13 protein-coding genes are annotated in these 21,008 nt (G+C 68.5%); 11 read left to right on the plus strand and 2 right to left on the minus strand.

The features are described 5' to 3' along the window. Positions 1–25 precede the first annotated feature (25 nt). The gene (locus tag ACWGRX_RS15745; RefSeq protein ID WP_452118301.1) at positions 26–5,266 is read right to left on the minus strand and encodes an alpha-2-macroglobulin family protein; all 5,241 of its coding nucleotides are present in this window, start codon (positions 5,264–5,266) and stop codon (positions 26–28) included. Positions 5,267–5,650: 384 nt separating this feature from the next. Between ACWGRX_RS15745 and ACWGRX_RS15750 the strand changes: the two genes are divergently transcribed. From ACWGRX_RS15750 to ACWGRX_RS15795, 10 genes are all read left to right on the plus strand, one after another. Further along, entirely contained in the window at positions 5,651–6,931 is a 1,281-nt protein-coding gene (locus ACWGRX_RS15750) for a peptidoglycan-binding domain-containing protein (protein WP_452118302.1), read from the plus strand. A gap of 151 nt (positions 6,932–7,082) precedes the next feature. Continuing rightward, entirely contained in the window at positions 7,083–8,078 is a 996-nt protein-coding gene (locus ACWGRX_RS15755) for a tripartite tricarboxylate transporter substrate binding protein (protein ID WP_452118303.1), read from the plus strand. Between the two features lie 83 nt (positions 8,079–8,161). Continuing rightward, positions 8,162–8,635 (plus strand): tripartite tricarboxylate transporter TctB family protein, encoded by a 474-nt coding sequence (locus ACWGRX_RS15760; protein ID WP_291635671.1) that lies wholly within the window; start codon positions 8,162–8,164, stop codon positions 8,633–8,635. 10 nt (positions 8,636–8,645) lie between these two features. After that, on the plus strand, positions 8,646–10,142 hold the full coding sequence (locus tag ACWGRX_RS15765) for a tripartite tricarboxylate transporter permease (protein WP_452118304.1): 1,497 nt from the start codon (positions 8,646–8,648) through the stop codon (positions 10,140–10,142). Positions 10,143–10,209: 67 nt separating this feature from the next. After that, the gene (locus ACWGRX_RS15770) at positions 10,210–12,396 is read left to right on the plus strand and encodes a primosomal protein N' (protein WP_452118305.1); all 2,187 of its coding nucleotides are present in this window, start codon (positions 10,210–10,212) and stop codon (positions 12,394–12,396) included. Between the two features lie 441 nt (positions 12,397–12,837). Then, positions 12,838–13,410 carry a F0F1 ATP synthase subunit delta gene (locus ACWGRX_RS15775; RefSeq protein ID WP_291635677.1) on the plus strand — a complete coding sequence of 191 codons (573 nt, stop codon included), beginning with the start codon at positions 12,838–12,840 and terminating at the stop codon, positions 13,408–13,410. Beyond that, positions 13,410–14,942, plus strand: coding sequence for a F0F1 ATP synthase subunit alpha (atpA, locus tag ACWGRX_RS15780; protein WP_291645937.1), 1,533 nt, complete (start codon positions 13,410–13,412; stop codon positions 14,940–14,942). Before ACWGRX_RS15775 ends, atpA begins: the two co-directional genes overlap by 1 nt. A 131-nt stretch (positions 14,943–15,073) precedes the next feature. Then, positions 15,074–15,943, plus strand: a complete 870-nt coding sequence (locus ACWGRX_RS15785) for a F0F1 ATP synthase subunit gamma (RefSeq protein ID WP_291645938.1) — start codon at positions 15,074–15,076, stop codon at positions 15,941–15,943. A 70-nt stretch (positions 15,944–16,013) separates the two neighbouring features. After that, positions 16,014–17,492 (plus strand): F0F1 ATP synthase subunit beta, encoded by a 1,479-nt coding sequence (gene atpD / locus ACWGRX_RS15790; protein WP_327522956.1) that lies wholly within the window; start codon positions 16,014–16,016, stop codon positions 17,490–17,492. 151 nt (positions 17,493–17,643) lie between these two features. Beyond that, entirely contained in the window at positions 17,644–18,057 is a 414-nt protein-coding gene (locus ACWGRX_RS15795; RefSeq protein ID WP_291642407.1) for a F0F1 ATP synthase subunit epsilon, read from the plus strand. Positions 18,058–18,248: 191 nt separating this feature from the next. Here ACWGRX_RS15795 and ACWGRX_RS15800 read toward each other — a convergent pair whose 3' ends face one another. Continuing rightward, complete coding sequence (locus ACWGRX_RS15800; protein WP_452118306.1) at positions 18,249–19,118, minus strand: HpcH/HpaI aldolase/citrate lyase family protein; 870 nt, start codon at positions 19,116–19,118, stop codon at positions 18,249–18,251. A gap of 84 nt (positions 19,119–19,202) precedes the next feature. Here ACWGRX_RS15800 and ACWGRX_RS15805 point away from each other — a divergent pair, with 84 nt between their 5' ends. Then, positions 19,203–20,915 (plus strand): serine/threonine dehydratase, encoded by a 1,713-nt coding sequence (locus ACWGRX_RS15805; protein ID WP_452118307.1) that lies wholly within the window; start codon positions 19,203–19,205, stop codon positions 20,913–20,915. Positions 20,916–21,008 lie beyond the last annotated feature (93 nt).

The following is a 21,008-nucleotide window of genomic DNA, read 5'->3' on the forward strand; positions in this document are numbered from 1 at the left end:
CTCGTCCGGTCGCGCCTTCACGCTTTCACCTCGCCGAGGTGATGTCGACCGTGCCGAACGCCGTCCTGCCGAAGCGGTCCGGGCGGTACATATCCTCGATCACCGCCGCCGGCTGGACATAGCGGCCGGGCGAGACGGCCCGGGCGATATAGGCGATGGTGTAGGACAGCGGCTGGTTGCTGCTGCCACTGCGCTCGAAGGCGGCGACATAGCGGTCGTCGCGCGCCTCGGTGTGGACCGGCGCGACCTCCTGTTTCAGCCAGTTCAGCCCTTCGACAGAAGCGCCCTCGGTCAGGTTGGCGTTCTCGATCTCGAGCCCGGCCGGGACGGGATCGACCAGAAGCAGCCGGCCATAGCGGGCCGCCGGCTCGGTGACCTTGAGCGCGACGACATAGCGCTCGTTCTGGCGCAGGCGCGACGGGTCGACCCGCTCGCCCTTCATGCTGAAGAGCGTGCGTTCCAGCGCAAAACCCTGGTTCAGGGCCGGCTCCGGCGTGGTCGGGATGCCGGAGACGGTCAGGACCGCATTGGCCGAGGCGGTGCCGGGATTGCCGATCACCAGCGGCTTGCCCTCCAGCGCGGCGGCTGGAACCGTGCGGTAGAGCGCGCCCTTGCGCTCGGTGCCGTCGACGGTCAGCGTCATGCCTTCCGCCTCCTTGGCCATGGCCGCTGCGGCCATCGCCATCCACATGTTCTCCTGTGTCGAGGTGTAGCGCGCGCTCTGGCGGGCATTCTGGACGATATCGGCGGCGCGGTTCAGCTCGGCCCGGTCGCCATTGCTCTCGGCGATCAGGGCGAGCAGCGCTGCTCCGTCGCGCAGGCGCGAGCCGTAATCAGCGCGCGAGAGCCCGTCATCGCTGGTCTGCTGCAGGCGGCCGAGCGCGTTGCTGAAGGCGGCGGCGCCACGGGTCCGGTCGCCGAGCAGCGAAAGCGCCGCACCGATCTGGCCGCGGGCCAAAGGCGAGGCGAAATCGGCGAGCTTGTTGTCGGCGAGATAGCGCAGATCGCCCATCACCGGCCGGCCGTTGCGAGCGAGCACATAGAGGGCATAGGCGATGCCGGCCGCTTCCTCCTTGTTGATCTCGCTGGTGTTGACGACCTGGTTGCGCAGGCGGTCGAGCGCCATGTTGAACGCCGTCTGCGGCACTGCGAACTGGCGCTCGCGGGCCCGCGTCAGGAAATCGGTGACGAAGGCGTCGAGCCAGAGATCCTCGCCACCGATGCTCCAGAGGCCGAAGGAGCCGTTGCCACCCTGGCGGGCGAGGACGCGCTCGATCGCGGCATTGATGCGCTCGTCGGCATTGCCGTCGAGGGCGAGCTGCTCCATCGAGGCGAGCCGGTTGACGACGAGCAGCGGCAGAGCGCGGCTGATCGTCTGCTCGGTGCAGCCATAGGGGTAGCGGTCGAGCGCCTTGAGGATCGCCGAAACGTCGAGTGCGGCGACCGGCGAGACCGAGACAGAGACGGCCCCGGAATCCGGCACGAGATCGGCCAGCAGGTCGGAGGAGACGGTCAGCGAGCCGCCTCCCGGGATCGGCCTGATGATCCGGCGCGCGATCGTCTGGGTCGAGGGCTGTACCCTGACCGCGAGGTTCTGCACCGTGCCGATGCCGTTCGGGCCGGCGACCCTGACGTCGAAGCTGGCCCGGCCGAGACCGGCAGCGGTGACCGGGATGGTCAGAGAGCCCTTCGCTCCGGCCGCCAAAGTCATGCTGCTGCGGGTCGCGTCGGCGCCGACGACGACCGGGCCCTTGACGTCGAGATCGACCAGATAGGAGCCGGCCGGCCCCTCGACATTGTCGATCTGCAGGTGGAAGCGCGACTGGTCGCCGAGCGCGAGGAAGCGCGGCAGCGTCGCCTGCGCCACGAGCTGGTCGCGGACGAAGACGTCGGCGCTCGCCTGCCCGGTCCTGCCGGCCGACCAGGCGACGGCCATGACCCTGACCGAACCGTTGAAGGCCGGCAGTTCGAAATCGACCTTGGCGGTGCCGTCGGGGCCGAGCTTGACCACGCCGGAATAGCGCGCCAGCGGCTCCTGGGTCGGCGCCTCGCCATTGAGCTGCGGGGCGGCGTCGCCGCCGGAGCGGATCGCGCCGCGCACGCCCTGCATGCCGTCGATCAGATAGCCGTAGAGATCGCGCAGTTCATGGCCGAGCTGGCGCTGGCCGAAGAAGAACCTGCTCGGGTCCGGGCTCTCGAAACGAGTCAGGTTGAGGATGCCGACATCGACGGCCGCGACCGTGACGAAGGCTTCCTCGCCTGCCTTGGCGCCGGTGACCTTCACCGGCAGCGACAGGGTCGAGAGCGGCCGCACCAGATTGGGCGCGCCGAGGTCGATGGCGAGGTTGCGCTCTTCCTTGCCGATCGCGAACCAGGCGAGGCCAATGGCCCGGCCGGGCATGCGCTGGGCCTGCTGATCCATCGGGCGATGGGCGAGGGCGACGAGATAGGCGCTGGCGCCCCAGCCCGCCCTGGCCGGCAGATTGACCGTGGTGCCGGAGGGCGAGACGTCGACAGTACGGATCTCGCTGACGCCGTCGCCGAGCACGGCGAGCGTCGCCTTTCCGGTGAAGCGCGCGGTCAGGCGGACCTGCATCGATTCGCCATCGGCATAGGCGGCCTTGTCGAGCGCGACGTCGAGCACGTCGGGCGTGTCGGCGGTCTTGTCGGTTTCGTAGCCGACGCTGAAGGAGACGCTGGTCTCGGTGGCATCGGCGCCGTCGGCCGTGACGTCGAGCCGGTAATTGCCCCATTGCACGGGCGCGGCGATGCGTGCGGGAGCGTTCTCGGCGACCGCGATCTCGCCATCGGAGACGCGGCGCGTCTGCTTCACGCCCTCATAGTTCCAGCGGCCGTCCTGATAGAACCATTGATAGTTGCGGGTGACCTTGGAGAGCGTCCATTTGAGGCCCTGCCGGCCGATCCGGCGGCCGTCGCCATTGGCCAAGATCACGTCGAAACTGGCGGTCTGGCCATTGCCGAGCTCGCCGTCCTTGAAGGTTTTCCGCACGCCGATGGCAGCGCCCTTGGGCACGATCGGCAGCGTCACCGAACGGGCGATGGCGCGCCCGCCGGGCTCGCCGACGCGCACCGTCAGCTCGACCTCGAGCGGACGGTTGGCCTCCGGCTCGGCGACGGGATTGACGAGCGTGACCTTGCCGCTGGCATCGGTCTTGGCCGTGTCCTCGAACTCCGATTGCTGCGGCTCGAAGGTCTCGTCGGTGAGACCGACCTCATAGCCGGCGAAGCCCGGGATCGCGCTCTGGCCGGCGGCCCGCACCGTCATCGAGCCGGTGACGTCGAGATCGGAGCCGGGGGCGCCGTAGAGATAGCGGGCGGTGACGTCGATCTCGGCCGGTTCGCCGGCCTGAAGAACCGGCTTCTTCGGCGCGAGCGTCAGCTCCAGCCGCTCGGGGACATAGTCCTCGACGAGGAAGGAGACCTCGCCGATTGCGGCGCCCTTCGGGTCGGAATAGGCCTGGACGCGCCAGGTTCCGGTCTGGGCGCCGGAGATCAGCGGGATCGAATGGGCGCGGCCGCCGGCGCCTTGATCCTCGACCTGGCGGCGGCGGTACTCGACGCCGTCCGGCCGCCTGACCACCAGGGTCAGCGGCAGGCCGGCGACGGCGGCGCCCTTGGCGTCGCGCAGCAGCGAGGTCAGATAGATCGTCTCGCCGGAGCGATAGACGCCGCGCTCGGTATAGAGGAAGGCATCGAGGCCGACCGGCGCAACGCGGCCCTTCACGCCGCGGTCGGAGAGATCGAACGCCGTCTGCTTGAGGTCGAGAAAGCCGTAATCCGCGGCGAGCGTGGCGGTGACGAGGCCGGGCGCATTGCCACCCTGGCCCTTGCCGAGGGCGGCGTCGAAACGGGCATAACCGTTCCGGTCGGAGCGCACCGTGGCCAGCACTTCGTTGTTGCGGGCGACCAGCCGCAGTTCGGCATTGGCGACCGGCGAGGCGTCGGCGAGCGAGCGCACCAGCACATGCACGCCATCGGGGCCGGAGAAGGAGGTCAGGCCGAGATCGGAGACGACGAACCACTGCGTCGCCCGGGGCGAGCCGTCATAGTCGTAGTCGCCATCCGCGCTGCTGGCCGGCTGGGTGCCGCTCGGCCTGGCGAACATCACATAGACGCCGGGCTGGAGCTGCCCGACGGCCTCCAGCACCGGGAAGGCGGTGACGACGTCCTTGTTGAGCTCGGACTTCACGTCCATCGTGCCCTTCCAGACGCTCGCCCCCTTGTCCGCGGCGATCTGGCCCGCGTTGTAGCTGCCGAGCTGGCTCAGGAAGTCCTCGGAATGGACCGAATTGATGAGGTTGCGGTCGCCGATGCGCATCACCTCGAGGTCGAGCTTGCCGGCATTGACCGAGACGACCGGCACGCCCTGCTGGCCGGTGCGCGGCAGCACGTAGTTCTTGCCGGTGAAGCGCACGGACGGGGCACGGTCGCGGACATAGACCTCGTAATCGGAGGATTTCAGCAGCTTCTCGTCGGGCAGGGCCGAGGGCACGCCCTGGCGGATGACGAAGCCGTAGCGCTCGCCATGACGCAAACCGTCGATGCAGAGCTGGCGTTCTTCGGCGCTGACGGCGAAGTCGCCCTTGCCGGTGATCGCGACATAGGGCGCGAAGTCGACGCGGCCGCGGGCGAGCGGTTCGGAGAACTCGAAGCAGGCACGCGGGCTCGCCGCGTCGGAATCGACCTTGTTGGACAACAGGCGGAAGCCGCGTTGGGCCCGCAGCGCCTCGTAGTCGCTGCGCAGCGAGGCATTGTCGGCGATGTCGAGGCTGAGCCGATAGGTGGTCAGGGCGGGGCGCCAGAGCTCGTTCTTCTCGAAGACGCGGGCGAGGACGCCGAGCGAGGTCGCCTCCTCGGTGCGCGAGCTCGAGCGCTGATAGGCGAGATAGGCGGCGCTGACGGCGCGCTCGCGCAATTCGTAGCGTTCGCGATAATCGCGCGGCTCGATGCCGATCGCGGCCTGCGCCATCAGGCGCCAGCCGGCGGGATTGGCCGGATCGGTCATGGCGGCGGCATTGGCGAGAGGCAGGGCGCCGCGCGCATCGCCGCGGGAAAGCGCGGCATTGCCGTCGCGCAGCAGCGTCGCGAGGGGACGCTGGCTCGCCCCGACCTCGCGTTTCAGCCTTTCCTCCAGCCGCTGGCCGTCACCGGCGAGATCGGGCCGGACATAGGCCTTCTGGGCCAAGGCCGGCGCGGCAGCGAGAGCGAGACCGAGGATGAGGGCGAGACGGGCGAGGAGGGACATGGCTCGGTCTCCGGGGAGGCAGCAGGCGGCGTGAGGATAGCCGCGGCAGGCGTCGACGCGATGACGTAACGTCGCGCCGTGGCCGAAACGAGGCTATCATCAGGCCCGACTAGCGCAACTTGCAAGGCCGGGCCAACCGGTGCGTTTGGCGAGGTCTGAGCGGCTTTTGCCGAGCGGTCCGTCAAATCGTCCGTCATCCTCGACCTGCGCCTCGCCCCCTTGCCTCGGCGGCACAGCTCGCGCTGAATAGCGGCCCGCGGCACTGCCTGCGCGCCTGAACGGGAGGTCGTCTTGATCAGTTTCCGGTCGATACCCGGCCTCGTCGCAGCTCTGCTGCTCTGCCATGGGCCGGCGTCGGCACAGCCGCGCCCTGCGGATCCGCGCGTGGAAGCTGCGACGCGCATCTTCGAAGGACTGTCAGAAGCCGAACGCAAGGCGATCCAGGCCGATCTGATCTGGACCGGGCATCTCAACAGTGCCGCCACCGGCAATTTCGGACCGCTGACCTTCCGGGCCGTCAATGGCTTCAAGGCCGGGCGTGGTCAGCCGGACGGCCGGTTGAGCCCCGCGGAACGGCAGGAACTCGCCCGGCTGGCGCGGACGGCGCGCGAGGCGGCGGGGTTCGCGGTCGTCACGGACGAGCGCACCGGCGTGCGCATCGGCATCCCGCAAAGGCTGCTGCCGAAGCGCGAGGCTCTGCCGAACGGCGGCAGCCGCTGGCAGAGCGCCGATGGCAGGATCACGCTCGATGTCAGCGCCGGGCCGGCGAGCGAGCCGCTGGCGGCGCTGTTCGAGCGGCAGATCGCCGTCAATCGGAACGTGCCGCGCCGCATCACCTACAAGCTGCTGCAGCCGAGTTTCTTCGTTGTCGCCGGCGAGACGCCGGGTGGCAGGTTCTTCCGCAGGCAGGCGAGCGGGCCGTCCGGTCTGCGCGGCTTCTCGGTCGGCTACGACAAGGCGGTGTCGGCGACCTTCGACAAGGTCGTGACCGCGATCGCCGACAGTTTCGAGCCGTTTCCGACCGGCCCGGCTCCGGCGGCGCCCTTGGCCGGCGCGGCGATGGCAAACGCGACGCCGGTCGCCGCAGCGACGGAGCGTCTCGGTGTCGGCCTCGTCGTGGCCCGGGAGCTGGTGCTGACGGCCGGGGTCGCAGTCGAGGCCTGCAAAGCGCTGAAGGTCGGCGGACATCCGGGGAAATTGCGGCTGCAGGATCAGGCGAGCGGGCTGGCCCTGCTCGACGTGCCCGGCCTCGGAGAGCAGCCCGGCCTCGGCCTGCGCGATAATGCGGCGCAGCCGGCGCAAGCCGCGGTGGTGCTCGGTTTCGACAGCAATGGCGCGGCGCGCGGCGCCGTCGCCCTGGCCGCGGAACTGCGCGGCGAGGCCGTGCTCGCGCCGCTGCAGCCGGGTGGGGCGGGGAGCCCGGTCTTCGACCGGCAAGGCCGGCTCGCCGGGCTCGTCACTGCCGGTCCTTCGGACAAGGCGCTTGTCGCAGGCGTCGCTCCGCAGCGGAGTTATGCGATGGCGGACACGGGAGCGTTGCAGGCATTCCTGGCCCGGACGCAGACCCGGATTCCGGCCGCGAAAGGCGATGCGCCTGAGCAAAGTACTGGCGCGATCGTCGAGGCCGCCGGAAAGGCCGTGGTCCCGGTGAGCTGCGCGCCCTGAGAAAAACTTGCATGCAAGCCGGTGCATACTGCATGCAAAACTGTTGCCTCTGCGGCTGCAATCAGTTCAGATGGCGCCCGAAGTTCAAGATGGCCCCGCTGCGCGGAGAAGCCGTCACCTTCTAAATCGATTGAAGTGGAGGAGCGCTATCGTGAGTGAGTTCAGCAGACGTACGATTCTGAAAGGTGCCGCGGCCGCCGGTGCGACCGGGCTGATCGCGCACCCGGCGATCGCCCAGGCACAATGGCCGAACCGGCCGGTGACCCTGGTCTGCCCCTGGGGGGCCGGCGGCGGCACGGACGCGACGGCGCGCATCGTCGCCGCCATGCTGGAAAAGAGCCTCGGCCAGCCCGTCAACGTGGTCAACCGGACCGGCGGCTCGGGCGTGGTCGGCCATTCGGCGATCGCGACGGCGGCGCCCGATGGCTACACGATCGGCATGATCACCGTCGAAATCACGATGATGCATCATCAGGGCCTGACCGAGCTCAATCCGACCAGCTACACGCCGCTCGCCCTGATGAACGAGGACCCACCGGGCGTGCAGGTCTCGGCCTCGAGCCCCTACAAGGACATCAAGGCGCTGGCCGATGCGATCAAGGCTGCGCCTCCCGGCAAGTTCAAGGCGTCCGGCACCGGCCAGGGCGGCATCTGGCATCTGGCGCTGATCGGCTGGCTGGTCGCCATGGGCCTTAAGCCCGACCATGTCGCCTGGGCTCCGTCGAACGGCGCGGCGCCGGCGATGCAGGACCTGGCGGCGGGCGGCATCGACATCGTCACCTGCTCGGTCCCCGAGGCGCGTGCCATGCTCGATGCCGGCAAGGCGAAGTCGCTCGCCATCATGGCGAAGGCGCGCAACCCGCAGTTCAAGGACGTGCCGACCCTGAACGAGACCCTCGGCATCAACTACTCGGTCGGCGCCTGGCGTGGCATCGCCGGGCCGAAGGGGCTGCCCGAGGCGGTGCAGACCAAGCTCGTCGCCGAGCTGAAGAAGGCCTATGAGTCGAAGGAGTTCCAGGACTTCATGAATGCCCGCGGCTTCGGCATGACTTTCGCCGACCAGGCCGGCTTCACCAAGTTCATGGCCGACGGCGACAAGGCGATGGCGGCGGCGATGAACGCCGCCGGGCTGGCGAAGAAGGCCTGATTTCAACCTGATTTCGAACGGGCCGGCTTTGCCGGCCCTGGCCCCGCGCGGGACTGCCGCGCGGGTCGATGGAGAGACTGCCAATGCGTTTCAACGACGCCGTGGTCGGGCTGGTGTTCCTCGCGATCGCCGCCGCCATGATCGCGATGACCTTTTCATTTCCGGCGTTCCCTGGCCAGCAATACGGGCCGAGCCTGTTTCCGCGCATTCTCGGTGCCGGAATCATCGGCTGCTCGGTGCTGCTGATGCTCCGCGGCTGGCGCGAGCATGCCGCAGGCGGACGCTGGCTCCTGCTCGACGGCTGGACCTCGCAGCCGCGCCGCGTCGCCTCCTTTGCTTTGATGCTCGGCGCCATGGCGTTCTACATCCTCGCCTCCGAGCCCCTCGGCTTCATTCCCAGCGCCATGCTGATCCAGCTCGTGCTCTTTCTCTGGTTTGGCGTAAGGCCGCTGACGGCGGTCATCGTGGCGGTCGGCATGACGTTGCTGGTCCACTGGTTCTTCAGCTCGATGATGCGCGTGCCGTTGCCGCGCGGCATTCTCGACAGCGTGCTCTGAGGAGGCGGTAATGGGCGCAATCGCAACCGCTTTCGGGCTGGTCTTCGACCCTTATGTCCTGGCCATCATCATGGGCTCGGCCGTGTTCGGCATGTTCGTCGGAGCGATGCCGGGGCTGACCGCGACCATGGCCACGGCGCTCCTGGTGCCGGTCACCTTCTTCATGGCGCCCGTGCCGGCTCTCGGCGCGATCGTCACCGCGACCGCCATGGCGATCTTCGCAGGCGACATCCCGGCGGCGATGCTGCGCATGCCCGGCACGCCCGCCTCGGCGGCCTATGCCGATGAGAGCTATGAGATGACCAAGAAGGGTCAGCTCGATCTGTGCATGGGCGTCAACCTGGTCTTCTCGGTGCTCGGCGGTATTTTCGGCGTCGCCATCTTGGTGCTGCTGGCGCCGGTGCTCGCCGAGGTCGCGATCAATTTCTCCTCCTTCGAGTATTTCTGGCTCGCCTGCCTCGGCCTGACCTGCGCTGTCTTCATCGGAACGGGCGATCCGTTGAAAGGACTGCTCTCGCTGTTCATCGGTCTCGCCATCGGCACGGTCGGCATCGATCCGGCGGCAGGCCAGCCGCGCTTCACCTTCGGCAATGTCGATCTGTTGTCGGGCATCAACTTCATCCCGACGCTGATCGGCATGTTCGCCGTCTCGGAGCTGCTGCGCGGCGCCGTGACGATGGAGGCGGCCGGCGCGCGGGTCCAGCAGGCGGTCGGCAACATGTTCGCCGGGCTCGGCGCGGTAGCGCGGCGCTACTGGAAGAACTTCATCCGTGGCTCGGTGATAGGCACCGTGATCGGAGCCCTGCCGGGCGCCGGCGCCGACATCGCGGCCTGGGTCTCCTATGCCGTTTCGAAGAAAATGTCGAAGGAGCCGGAGAAGTTCGGGACCGGCCATATCGAAGGCATCGTCGATTCGACCTCGGCCAACAATTCGGCGCTGGGTGGCGCCTGGATCCCGGCCCTGGTCTTCGGCATCCCCGGCGATTCGATTACGGCGATCGTCATTGGCGTGCTCTATATGAAGGGCATGAACCCCGGTCCGACCGTCTTCCTGCAGACGCCGGAGCTGATTTATGCCGTCTTCATCATCTTCATCCTCGCCAATCTGCTGATGTTCCCGCTCGGGTGGGCGGCGATCAAATCGGCCAAGCAGATCCTGCGCGTGCCGCGCAACATCCTGCTGCCGGTGATCCTGATCTTCTGCATGGTCGGCTCCTTCGCCATGACCAACTCGCTCTACGGCGTGGTGCTGATGGTCGTCATGGGCGTCTTCGGCTGGCTGCTCGAGGAGCACGGCATCCCGGTCGCACCGCTGATCCTCGGCCTGGTGCTCGGCGAGATGCTCGAGCAGAACTTCATGTCCTCGATGATCAAGGCGAGCGGCTCCTTCATCGGCTTCCTCGACCGGCCGATCGCCGGCACGCTCGGGGTGCTGACCATACTGCTCTGGGCCGTGATGGCCTGGAAGGCGCTGCCCTTCGGGCGGCGCCAGCCCGTCGCCGCCTGAGCCGCTCGCCTGCGGCGGCTTCGCTTCTCGCCGGTCATCGCGGCGAATCAGTGCTAGAGACGGGCGCATGGACGATGCGCTCGACAAGGGGCAGGGCGGCGGCACGGTCGAGGTGCTGATCCCGCTCGGTCTCGACCAGGCTTACAGCTACGCCGTCCCGGCCGGGCTCGCGCTCGCGCCGGGCGACGTCGTTCAGGTGCCGCTCGGACCGCGCGAGACGATCGGCGTGGTCTGGGAACGCGGCTCGGGCCGCGGCGGCAACCTCAAGAAGGTCGCGGCCAAGCTCGACTTGCCGCCGCTCGATCCGGCGCTGATGAAACTGGTCGACTGGGTCGCCTGGTACACGCTCGCCGCCAAGGGCTCGGTGCTGGCACTCGCCCTGCGCCGACCGCCGGACGACCGGCCCGAGCGCCCCAAGCTCGGTGTGCGGCTCGTCGGCCCGCCGCCGGCCCGGATGACGCCGGCCCGCGCCCGCGCCATCGCCGCGGCCGAAGGCGGATTGCTGGTCGGCAAGTCGGCGCTGGCCGAGGCGGCCGCGGTCAGTGCCGCGGTGATCGATTCGCTGGTCGACGCCGGCACCTTCTGCGTCGAGGCGCTGCCCCAGCAGGCGATCGCCGCGAGGCCCGATCCGGACCATGCGAGGCCGGCGCTCTCCGAGGGCCAGCAGGAGGTGGCGGAGCGTCTCGTCGCCGCCGTGTGCAGCCAGGCCTACAGCGTCGCGCTGCTCGAGGGCGTCACCGGCTCCGGCAAGACCGAGGTTTATTTCGAGGCGGTCGCCGAGGCGATCCGGCTCGGGCGCCAGAGCCTGATCCTGATGCCGGAAATCGCCCTGACGGCGCAGTTCATCGACCGTTTCGAGAGCCGCTTCGGTGTCCGGCCCGGCCTCTGGCATTCGGCGGTGAGCGGGCGACGCCGCGAGCGGCTGCAGGCGGCGATCGCCGAGGGCGAGGCGCTGGTCGTCGCCGGCGCACGCTCGGCGCTGTTCCTGCCCTATCGCGACCTTGGCCTGATCATCGTCGACGAGGAACACGAAGCGGCCTACAAGCAGGAGGACGGCGTCGCCTATCACGCCCGCGACATGGCGGTTGTGCGCGGCAAGATCGAGAGCGCTCCGGTGGTGCTGGCCTCGGCGACGCCCTCGCTGGAAACGCGGGTCAATGCCGAGCGCGGGCGCTATCTTCACCTCAAGCTGCCGGAGCGCTTCGGCGGGAGGCACCTGCCGACGCTCGGCCTGGTCGACCTGCGCCGCGACAAGCCCGAGCGCGGGCGCTGGATCTCCGGGGCGCTGATCAAGGCGGTCGAGGCCAATCTCGAGGCGAAGGAGCAGTCTCTGCTCTTCCTCAACCGGCGCGGCTATGCGCCGTTGACGCTCTGCCGCGATTGCGGCCATCGCTTCCAGTGCCCGAACTGCTCGGCCTGGCTGGTCGACCATCGTTTCCGCCGCGCTCTGGTCTGCCATCATTGCGGCCATGTCGAGCGCCGGCCGCATGAATGCCCTTCCTGCCACAAGCCGGAGACGCTGGCCGCCTGCGGCCCCGGTGTCGAGCGCCTCGCCGAGGAGGTCGCGACCCTGTTCCCGCAGGCGCGGGCGATCGTGCTTTCGAGCGATTTCCCGGGCGGGACCGAGCGCCTGAAGCAGGAGCTGATGGCAGTCGCCGAAGGCGAGTTCGACATCGTCATCGGCACCCAGCTCGTTGCCAAGGGCCATAATTTCCCGGGCATGACGCTGGTCGGCGTGGTCGATGCCGATCTCGGCCTGACCTCGGGCGATCCGCGCGCCGCCGAGCGCACCTTCCAGGTGCTGCGGCAGGTCACCGGCCGAGCCGGGCGCGGCGAGAAGCCGGGACGCGCATTGCTGCAGACCCATGATCCCGCTCACCCCGTCCTGAAGGCGCTGGTCTCCGGCGATCCTGAACGCTTCTACGCCGCAGAGACGGCGGCACGCGAGGCGGCCGGGCTGCCGCCCTTCGGGCGCCTTGCGGCGCTGATCGTCTCGGCCAATGCGCAAGCCGAGGCCGAGACCCATGCAAGGGCGCTGGCCCGCTGTGCCGAGGCGCCGGCCGGCGTCGCCGTCCTGGGGCCGGCCGAGGCACCGCTCGCCATCCTGCGTGGGCGCCACCGCATGCGGCTGATCGTGCGCACCTCACGGGAGATCGATCTGCAGGGCTATCTGCGCGCCTGGCTGAAGCGGGCGCCGCGGCCGAAGGGCTCGGTCAGGGTGGCGGTCGACGTCGATCCGCAGAGCTTCCTCTAGCGAATGTCCGAATTTCGCCGAAACGCGAAAACGCCCTGCGCCCCTGTCATGTAGAATTGTCTTCGCACGAGCCGGCAACCGCCTCGTGCGAAAATGTGCCGGACCGCGATCGGCCTTGCCGAAAGGCGCCATGTCGCCTCCAGAGTCCGAACACCGGACCGGCCGGTTGGAGCCTGCATCGAACGTGGCCACGGGCCGAGTCGCCGGCCTTGTCGCGCGGTTGGCGCATGGGGCGCTTCCTTTGACCGCATCCAAAGCGTGCGCTACCCCGTTCCGTCGGGTTGCGGCCCCCCGATCCCCATGCTAGTGCACCGCCGCAATCCAAGCGCGGCGCGCCCTGGCAACGGGCGGGCGTGCGCTTGATCATCGCAGCGTCGGGACCATGCACTCCACCTTCGTCAGAAGGTCGCCGGGGCGGTCCCTTGGAAGAGAGAGCGAAGCGTGGCCCAGGGCGGATCGCAGGAACAGTCCCCTGTCTCGGGTGTTGCCGGGCGCTATGCCACGGCTCTGTTCGAGCTGGCCACCGAGGCCAAGACGGTCGATGCCGTCGCCACCGATCTCGACTCTTTCAGCGCGATGATCGCCGAGAGCGCCGATCTGCAGCGGCTGATCGGCAGTCCGGCCTTCTCCGCCCAGGATCAGGTCGCAGCCGTCAACGCGCTGCTCGCCAAGGCCGGGATCGCGGGTCTCGCCGCCAATTTCATCGGCCTCGTCGCCAGCAAGCGCCGTCTGTTCGCGCTGCCGGGCATGATCCGCGCCTACCGCGCCAAGGTCGCCGAGGCCAAGGGCATCGTCAGCGCCGAGGTGACGCTGGCCGAGGAGCCCTCCGCCGCCCAGCTCAAGGACATCACCGCGACTCTCAAGGACGTCGCCGGCCAGGATGTCGCGCTTTCCGTGAAGATCGACCCGGCCATCATCGGCGGACTCGTCGTCAAGATGGGCTCGCGCATGGTCGATGCGTCCCTGAAAACCAAACTCAATTCAATTCGTCTTGCCATGAAAGAGGTCGGCTGATGGACATCCGCGCCGCTGAAATCTCCGCGATCCTGAAGACCCAGATCAGCAATTTCGGGTCCGAGGCGTCCGTCACCGAAGTCGGTCAGGTTCTCTCCGTCGGCGACGGCATCGCCCGCGTCTACGGCCTCGACAAGGTCCAGGCCGGTGAGATGGTCGAGTTCGAGTCCGGCGTGCGCGGCATGGCCCTCAACCTCGAGAGCGACAATGTCGGCGTCGTGATCTTCGGTTCCGACCGCGAGATCAAGGAAGGCCAGACCGTCAAGCGCACTGGCGCCATCGTCGACGTGCCGGTCGGCAAGGAGCTGCTCGGCCGCGTCGTCGACGCGCTCGGCAACCCGATCGACGGCAAGGGCCCGATCAAGGCCAAGACCCGCGCCCGCGTCGACGTCAAGGCGCCCGGCATCATTCCGCGCAAGTCGGTGCACGAGCCGATGGCGACCGGCCTCAAGGCGATCGACGCCCTGATCCCGATCGGCCGCGGCCAGCGCGAGCTGATCATTGGCGACCGCCAGACCGGCAAGACCGCCGTGGCGCTCGACACGATCCTGAACCAGAAGTCGCTCAACGTCGAAGGCGCTGACGAGCAGCAGAAGCTGTACTGCGTCTACGTCGCCGTCGGCCAGAAGCGCTCCACCGTCGCCCAGTTCGTGAAGGTGCTCGAGGAGCGCGGCGCGCTGGAGTACTCGATCGTCGTCGCCGCGACCGCCTCGGACGCCGCCCCGATGCAGTTCCTGGCGCCCTTCGCCGGCTGCGCCATGGGCGAGTATTTCCGCGACAACGGCATGCACGCCGTGATCATCTATGACGACCTCTCCAAGCAGGCCGTCGCCTATCGCCAGATGTCGCTGCTGCTGCGCCGCCCGCCGGGCCGCGAGGCCTATCCGGGCGACGTGTTCTATCTCCATTCCCGCCTGCTCGAGCGCGCCGCCAAGATGGGCGACGCGGCCGGCAAGGGTTCGCTGACGGCGCTGCCGGTCATCGAGACCCAGGCCAACGACGTCTCGGCCTATATCCCGACCAACGTGATCTCGATCACCGACGGGCAGATCTTCCTCGAGACCGACCTGTTCTACCAGGGCATCCGCCCGGCGGTGAACGTCGGCCTTTCGGTGTCGCGCGTCGGCTCGGCCGCGCAGACCAAGGCGACCAAGAAGGTCGCGGGCAAGATCAAGGGCGAGCTCGCCCAGTATCGCGAGATGGCGGCCTTCGCCCAGTTCGGCTCGGACCTCGACGCGGTCACGCAGCGCCTGCTCAACCGCGGCGCCCGCCTGACCGAGCTCCTGAAGCAGGGCCAGTTCTCGCCGCTGAAGATGGAAGAGCAGACGGTCGTGATCTATGCCGGCGTCAACGGCTATCTCGATCCGCTGCCGGTCAACAAGGTCCGCGCCTTCGAGGACGGCCTGCTCTCGCTGGTCCGTGCCAAGCATGCCGACCTGCTGAACGAGATCGGCTCGACGAAGGATCTTTCGGACGCGAACGCCGCGAAGCTGAAGGACATCGTCTCGGGCTTCGCCAAGACGTTCGCCTGAGGCGTGCAAGCGCCTGGCCGCGCGAATGCCCGGCCATGAGGGTCAAGGACACGGCTGGTCGCGAAGATCGCGGCCGCTGCGGATCGAGACGGGATTGGCCGCGCGCGGTCATGACGGGGTGAGAGCTAGACATGCCTTCATTGAAGGACCTGCGTAACCGGATCGCCTCGGTGAAGGCGACGCAGAAGATCACCAAGGCCATGCAGATGGTCGCGGCGGCGAAGCTGCGCCGCGCCCAGATGGCGGCCGAAGCCGCTCGTCCCTATGCCGAGCGCATGGAGAAGGTGCTGGCCAATCTCGCCGGCGGCATCTCCGGCGACAGCGCGCCGCGCCTGATCTCCGGCACGGGCTCGGACAAGGTCCACCTGCTCGTGGTCTTCACCGCCGAGCGCGGCCTGTGCGGCGCCTTCAACTCGTCGATCGCCCGTCTGGCGCGCGACAAGGCGCAGGCGCTCAAGGCCGAGGGCAAGACGGTCAAGATCCTCTGCGTCGGCAAGAAGGGCTACGACGCCCTGAAGCGGCTGTTCGAGAACGACATCATCCAGGTCGTCGACCTGCGCGAGTTCAAGCAGGTCGGCTTCGCCAATGCCGAGGCGATCACCCAGAACATCCTGACGCGCTTCGCCGCCGGCGAGTTCGACGTCGCGACGATCTTCTTCTCGAAGTTCAAATCGGTGATCTCGCAGATCCCGACGGCACAGCGCATCATTCCGGCAGAGATCCCGGCCGGCACCGCGACCACCGAAGCGGTCTATGATTACGAGCCCGAGGAAGGCGAGATCCTCGAGACGCTGCTGCCGCGCAACCTGACGGTCCAGGTGCTGCGGGCGCTGCTCGAGAACGCCGCCTCCGAACAGGGCGCCCGCATGTCCGCGATGGACTCCGCCACCCGCAATGCGGGCGAGATGATCAAGAAGCAGACGCAAATCTACAACCGCTCGCGTCAGGCGATGATCACCAAGGAACTCATCGAGATCATCTCCGGCGCGGAAGCGCTCTAATCGCCGCCTGAACATTAGGCCGGCGCGCCGGCCACCGACACGCTGAACGCGAATCCGAGGTTTTAAAACCATGGCCAAAGCCGCAACCAAGACCAAGTCCGCCGAGAAGCCCGCCAACACCGGTACCGGCCGCGTCGCGCAGGTCATCGGCGCCGTCGTCGACGTGCAGTTCGACGGCGTCCTGCCCGAAATCCTGAACGCGCTCGAGACCGACAATCTCGGCAACCGCCTGGTCCTCGAGGTGGCGCAGCATCTCGGCGAGAACACCGTGCGCACCATCGCCATGGACTCGACCGAAGGTCTGGTGCGCGGCCAGTCCGTCACCGACACCGGCGCCCCGATCTCGGTGCCGGTTGGCGACGAGTGCCTGGGCCGCATCATGAACGTGATCGGCGAGCCGGTCGACGAGGCCGGCCCGATCGGCGCAGCGACCTCGCGCGGCATCCACCAGCCGGCCCCGAGCTATTCCGAGCAGTCGACCGAGGCGCAGATCCTCGTCACCGGCATCAAGGTCGTCGACCTCCTGGCTCCCTACGCCAAGGGCGGCAAGATCGGCCTGTTCGGCGGCGCCGGCGTCGGCAAGACCGTGCTGATCATGGAGCTGATCAACAACGTCGCGAAGGCCCACGGCGGCTACTCGGTGTTCGCCGGCGTCGGCGAGCGTACCCGCGAGGGTAACGACCTCTATCACGAGATGATCGAGTCGAACGTCAACAAGGACCCGAAGGAGAACGGCGGCTCGGCGGCCGGCTCCAAGTGCGCCCTCGTCTATGGCCAGATGAACGAGCCCCCGGGCGCCCGCGCCCGCGTCGCCCTGACCGGCCTGACCGTCGCCGAGCACTTCCGCGACCAGGGCCAGGACGTGCTGTTCTTCGTCGACAACATCTTCCGCTTCACCCAGGCGGGTTCGGAAGTGTCGGCGCTGCTCGGCCGCATCCCCTCGGCGGTGGGCTATCAGCCGACGCTCGCCACCGACATGGGCGCGCTGCAGGAGCGCATCACCACCACGACCAAGGGCTCGATCACCTCGGTGCAGGCGATCTACGTGCCGGCGGACGACCTGACCGACCCGGCCCCGGCGACCTCCTTCGCCCACCTGGACGCCACGACCGTGCTCTCGCGCTCGATCGCGGAAAAGGGCATCTACCCGGCGGTCGACCCGCTCGACTCGACCTCGCGCATGCTCTCGCCCGCCATCGTCGGCGAGGAGCACTATGCGGTGGCCCGCCAGGTCCAGCAGATCCTCCAGCGCTACAAGGCGCTGCAGGACATCATCGCGATCCTCGGCATGGACGAGCTCTCGGAAGAGGACAAGACGGCGGTCGCCCGCGCCCGCAAGATCGAGCGCTTCCTGTCGCAGCCCTTCCACGTCGCCGAAGTCTTCACCGGCTCGCCGGGCAAGCTCGTCGCGCTTGAGGACACGATCAAGAGCTTCAAGGGTCTGGTCGAGGGCAAGTACGACCACCTGCCGGAAGCGGCCTTCTACATGGTCGGCTCGATCGACGAGGCGATCGAGAAGGCGCAGCGCCTGGCCGCCGAAGCGGCGTAAGTTTCACGGGCCAATCCGGCCGGCCCTGCCGGCCGGGAGACGTGACACGCGTCATTCTCGGGCCTGGCCCGAGAATCTCTGGACGAGAAGACACTGGTTTCAGAGATGGTCGGGTCAAGCCCGACCATGACGAGCCTGGAGAGATTGTACGATGGCCACCTTCAAGTTCGAACTCGTCTCGCCGGAGCGCATCCTGTTCTCGGGCGAGGTCGTCAGCGTCATCGTCCCCTCGGTCGAGGGCGAGATGACGATCCTGGCCGGTCACGCCCCGCTGGTGGCGGTGCTGAAGCCCGGCATCGTCATGCTCCAGACGGATGCGAACAACGGCAAGGAATTCTACGTTTCCGGCGGCATCGCCGAGGTCAATGCCGAGAGCCTGACCATTCTCGCGGAGCAGGCTCGCTTCATCGAGGACGTCAACCTGTCGGTGCTCGACCAGGAAATCGTGACCGCCGAGACCCGTCTCGCCGGCTCGCAGGACGAGGCCGAGCAGAAGCGCCTTGCGGAGCAGCTGGTGCAGCTGCGCGAGTTCCGCGGCGTCTTCGAGGATCGCAAGGCCGCCTGACGCGCAGCCGATCGACGGAATTGAGAGGCTGGGAGCTCGCTCCCGGCCTTTTTTATTGTGACGCCGGTGCCTATCACGAGCGGGCCTTCGTCATGGCCTGCCATCAGAGTCGCAGCCCCGCCCGAGGCGAGAGGGCGCCGCGGCCCTCCTGGCATGCGGGTCCGAGCGAAATCGGTCCGAACTGGCGAGGCTCAGATCGCCTCGGCGAGCGCGACGACACGGCGCGCCATCTCGGCATGCAGGCGCTCGACCATGCGGCCATCGAGCTGGATCGCGCCCTTGTCGGCGTTCTCGGGTTGCTCGAAGGCGGAGATGATCGCGCGGGCGCGCTCGATCTCGGCAGTTTCAGGGGCGAAAACGGTATTGGCGGCCGCGACCTGATTGGGATGGATCAGGGTCTTGCCGTCGAAGCCGAGATCGCGGCCCTGCTCGCACTCGGCCAGGAAGCCGGCCTCGTTCTTGAGGTCGTTGTAGACTCCGTCGATCACGTCGAGCCCATGGGCGCGCGCCGCCAGGATCGCCGTGGTGAGCCAGGGCAGCATCGGCGCCCGGCCGGGCACGAAACGCGCGCGTGTCTCCTTGGCGAGGTCGTTGGTGCCGAGGATGAAACAGGCGAGCCGGGTCGAGGGATCGCGCGCCGCGCGCGCGATGCGCTCACAGTCGAGGATGGCGAGCGGGGTCTCGATCATCGCCCAGATCTGGGTTTCCGGCTTGGCCCAGAGCCCGACCAGACGCTGGCCGATCTCGACCAGCGTCTCGGGGGAAGCGACTTTCGGGATCAGGATCGCGTCGGGCGCGGCTTCCGTGGCGGCGGCCAGATCGGCATCGAACCAGGGGGTGTCGAGCCCGTTGGTGCGGATCACCAGTTCCCGTCGGCCATAGCCGCCGGCCTTGACGGCGTCGCAGACCTGGGTACGGGCGAGGTCCTTGGCCTCTGGCGCGACCGCGTCCTCGAGATCGAGGATCAGGGCGTCGGCCGCGATCTCGCGCGCCTTTTCGAGCGCACGGGCATTGGAGCCGGGCATATAGAGCACGCTGCGGCGCGGACGGATTTCGGTCATGGCGACACTCCTCACGGTTCTTATTGCAGCGCACACTAAACGCTGCGCAATGGCGACGTCACCCCCGGGCGGGAGAATTCGAGAATGGGCTGGATCGTGGGCGTGGATGGCTGCAAGGCCGGTTGGATCGCAGCTTCCTATGACGTTTCGACAACCAAGGCCCCGATCCTGCAGGTCGAGCGCAGCTGGAGCGGCCTGATCCGCAGCTTGCCGCCGGGCAGCCTGGTCGCGGTCGACATGCCGATCGGCCTGCCGGACCATATCGAGCGGGCCGGCCGCGGGCCGGAGCAGGCGGTACGCAGCCTACTCGGGGCGCGGCAATCCTCAGTCTTCGCGATTCCCTCGCGCGCCACGGTCTACGCCGACACCTATCAGGAAGCTTGCAGCGCCGCGCTCGCGACCTCGTCGCCGCCGCGCAAAGTGTCGCGGCAGGGCTTCCACCTCTTCCCGAAGATCCGCGAGATCGACGGTTTCCTGCGGGCGGAGCCCGCCTGGCGTGGGGCAATCTTCGAGGTGCATCCGGAGCTCGCCTTTCGCACCTTGCGGGGTGCGCCCCTGCAGCACCCCAAAAAGATCAAGGGCGCCGTCAATCCCGAAGGCATGGCGGAGCGGCGGGCGCTGCTGCGGGCCGCCGGCCTCGCCGAAGCGGTGCTGGCCGCCGCGCCACCTCGCGGTGCCGCAGCCGATGACGTGCTCGACGCGCTCGCGGCCCTGATCGTCGCCCGGCACATTGCGGCCGGGCGTGGGAGACCCTTTCCGGATCGGCCGGGACGCGATAGCCACGGTCTTCCCATCGCGATCTGGAGCTTCGCGCCGGATCGGCCCGCTTCGCAGGATATCGCCATGTCTGACCAGCCCGTTCCGCGCCCGATGATCGAAGCCGCGGCCGAACGCATCGCCGGCCATGCCCGCACCACGCCGGTGATGCGGCTCGGAACCGGCGCCTTCGGATCGCGCGCCGATGTCTCGCTCAAGCTCGAATGCCTGCAGCATGCCGGCTCGTTCAAGACGCGCGGTGCCTTCAACAATCTGCTCTCGCTCGATGTCCCGGCCGCCGGGGTGGCGGCGGCGTCGGGCGGGAATCACGGCGCGGCCGTCGCCTATGCCGCCGGCAAGCGCGGGGTCAGGGCGACGATCTTCGTGCCGGAGATCTCGCCGGCCGCGAAGGTCGAGGCGATCCGGCGCTTCGGCGCCGATGTCCGCATTGGCGGCGCGCAATATGATGATGCCCAGGCGGCCTGCGACCAGTTCGTGGCCGAGACAGGCGCGCTCAAGATTCATCCCTTCGCCGCCCCGGAGACGATGGCCGGCCAGGGCACGCTCGGAAAGGAATGGCAGAACCAGGAGCCGGATCTCGACACGGTGCTGGTCGCCGTCGGCGGTGGCGGGCTGATCTCCGGCATCGCCTCCTGGTTCGCGGGTACCAGGGTCAAGGTCGTCGGCGTCGAGCCTGAAGGCTCGCGGGCGTTGCAGGCGGCGCTGGAGGCCAAGGCGCCGGTGACCGTGCAGGTCGCCTCCGTCGCGGCGGATTCGCTGGGCGCGCGCAATGTCGGTCAGCTGGTCTACGATGTCTGCAAGGACACGGTCGACCATGTCGTGCTCGTGCCCGACAGCGCGATCGGCGAGGCGCAAGGCGCGCTCTGGCGCGATTTCCGCCTCGCGGTCGAGCCTGGTGGGGCTGCGGCGCTCGCGGCGCTGCTCCACGGCGCCTATAAGCCGGGGCCGGGCGAGCGGGTCGGCGTCCTCGTCTGCGGTGCCAATGTCGATCTCGCCCGTCTGCAGACGGTGGCGGGGTAGGCGGCTCCCACATCGCCAATGCGCCGAAGCGGCGGCCGGAGGGCTCTTCGGCGCGCTTCGGCCGGGCTGCCGCGATCCTGCCCGCTGCCGGCT

The organism is Allobosea sp. NPDC055594 (assembly GCF_053618995.1).

What these genes read in the sequence shown, in the direction of transcription:
- ACWGRX_RS15760 (WP_291635671.1), top strand. Translation starts at nt 8,162, where the DNA reads ATGCGTTTCAACGACGCCGTGGTCGGGCTGGTGTTCCTCGCGATCGCC.
- ACWGRX_RS15805 (WP_452118307.1), top strand. Translation starts at nt 19,203, where the DNA reads ATGGGCTGGATCGTGGGCGTGGATGGCTGCAAGGCCGGTTGGATCGCA.
- atpA (WP_291645937.1), top strand. Translation starts at nt 13,410, where the DNA reads ATGGACATCCGCGCCGCTGAAATCTCCGCGATCCTGAAGACCCAGATC.
- ACWGRX_RS15765 (WP_452118304.1), top strand. Translation starts at nt 8,646, where the DNA reads ATGGGCGCAATCGCAACCGCTTTCGGGCTGGTCTTCGACCCTTATGTC.
- ACWGRX_RS15770 (WP_452118305.1), top strand. Translation starts at nt 10,210, where the DNA reads ATGGACGATGCGCTCGACAAGGGGCAGGGCGGCGGCACGGTCGAGGTG.
- ACWGRX_RS15745 (WP_452118301.1), bottom strand. Translation starts at nt 5,266, where the DNA reads ATGTCCCTCCTCGCCCGTCTCGCCCTCATCCTCGGTCTCGCTCTCGCT.
- ACWGRX_RS15800 (WP_452118306.1), bottom strand. Translation starts at nt 19,118, where the DNA reads ATGACCGAAATCCGTCCGCGCCGCAGCGTGCTCTATATGCCCGGCTCC.
- ACWGRX_RS15785 (WP_291645938.1), top strand. Translation starts at nt 15,074, where the DNA reads ATGCCTTCATTGAAGGACCTGCGTAACCGGATCGCCTCGGTGAAGGCG.
- ACWGRX_RS15795 (WP_291642407.1), top strand. Translation starts at nt 17,644, where the DNA reads ATGGCCACCTTCAAGTTCGAACTCGTCTCGCCGGAGCGCATCCTGTTC.
- atpD (WP_327522956.1), top strand. Translation starts at nt 16,014, where the DNA reads ATGGCCAAAGCCGCAACCAAGACCAAGTCCGCCGAGAAGCCCGCCAAC.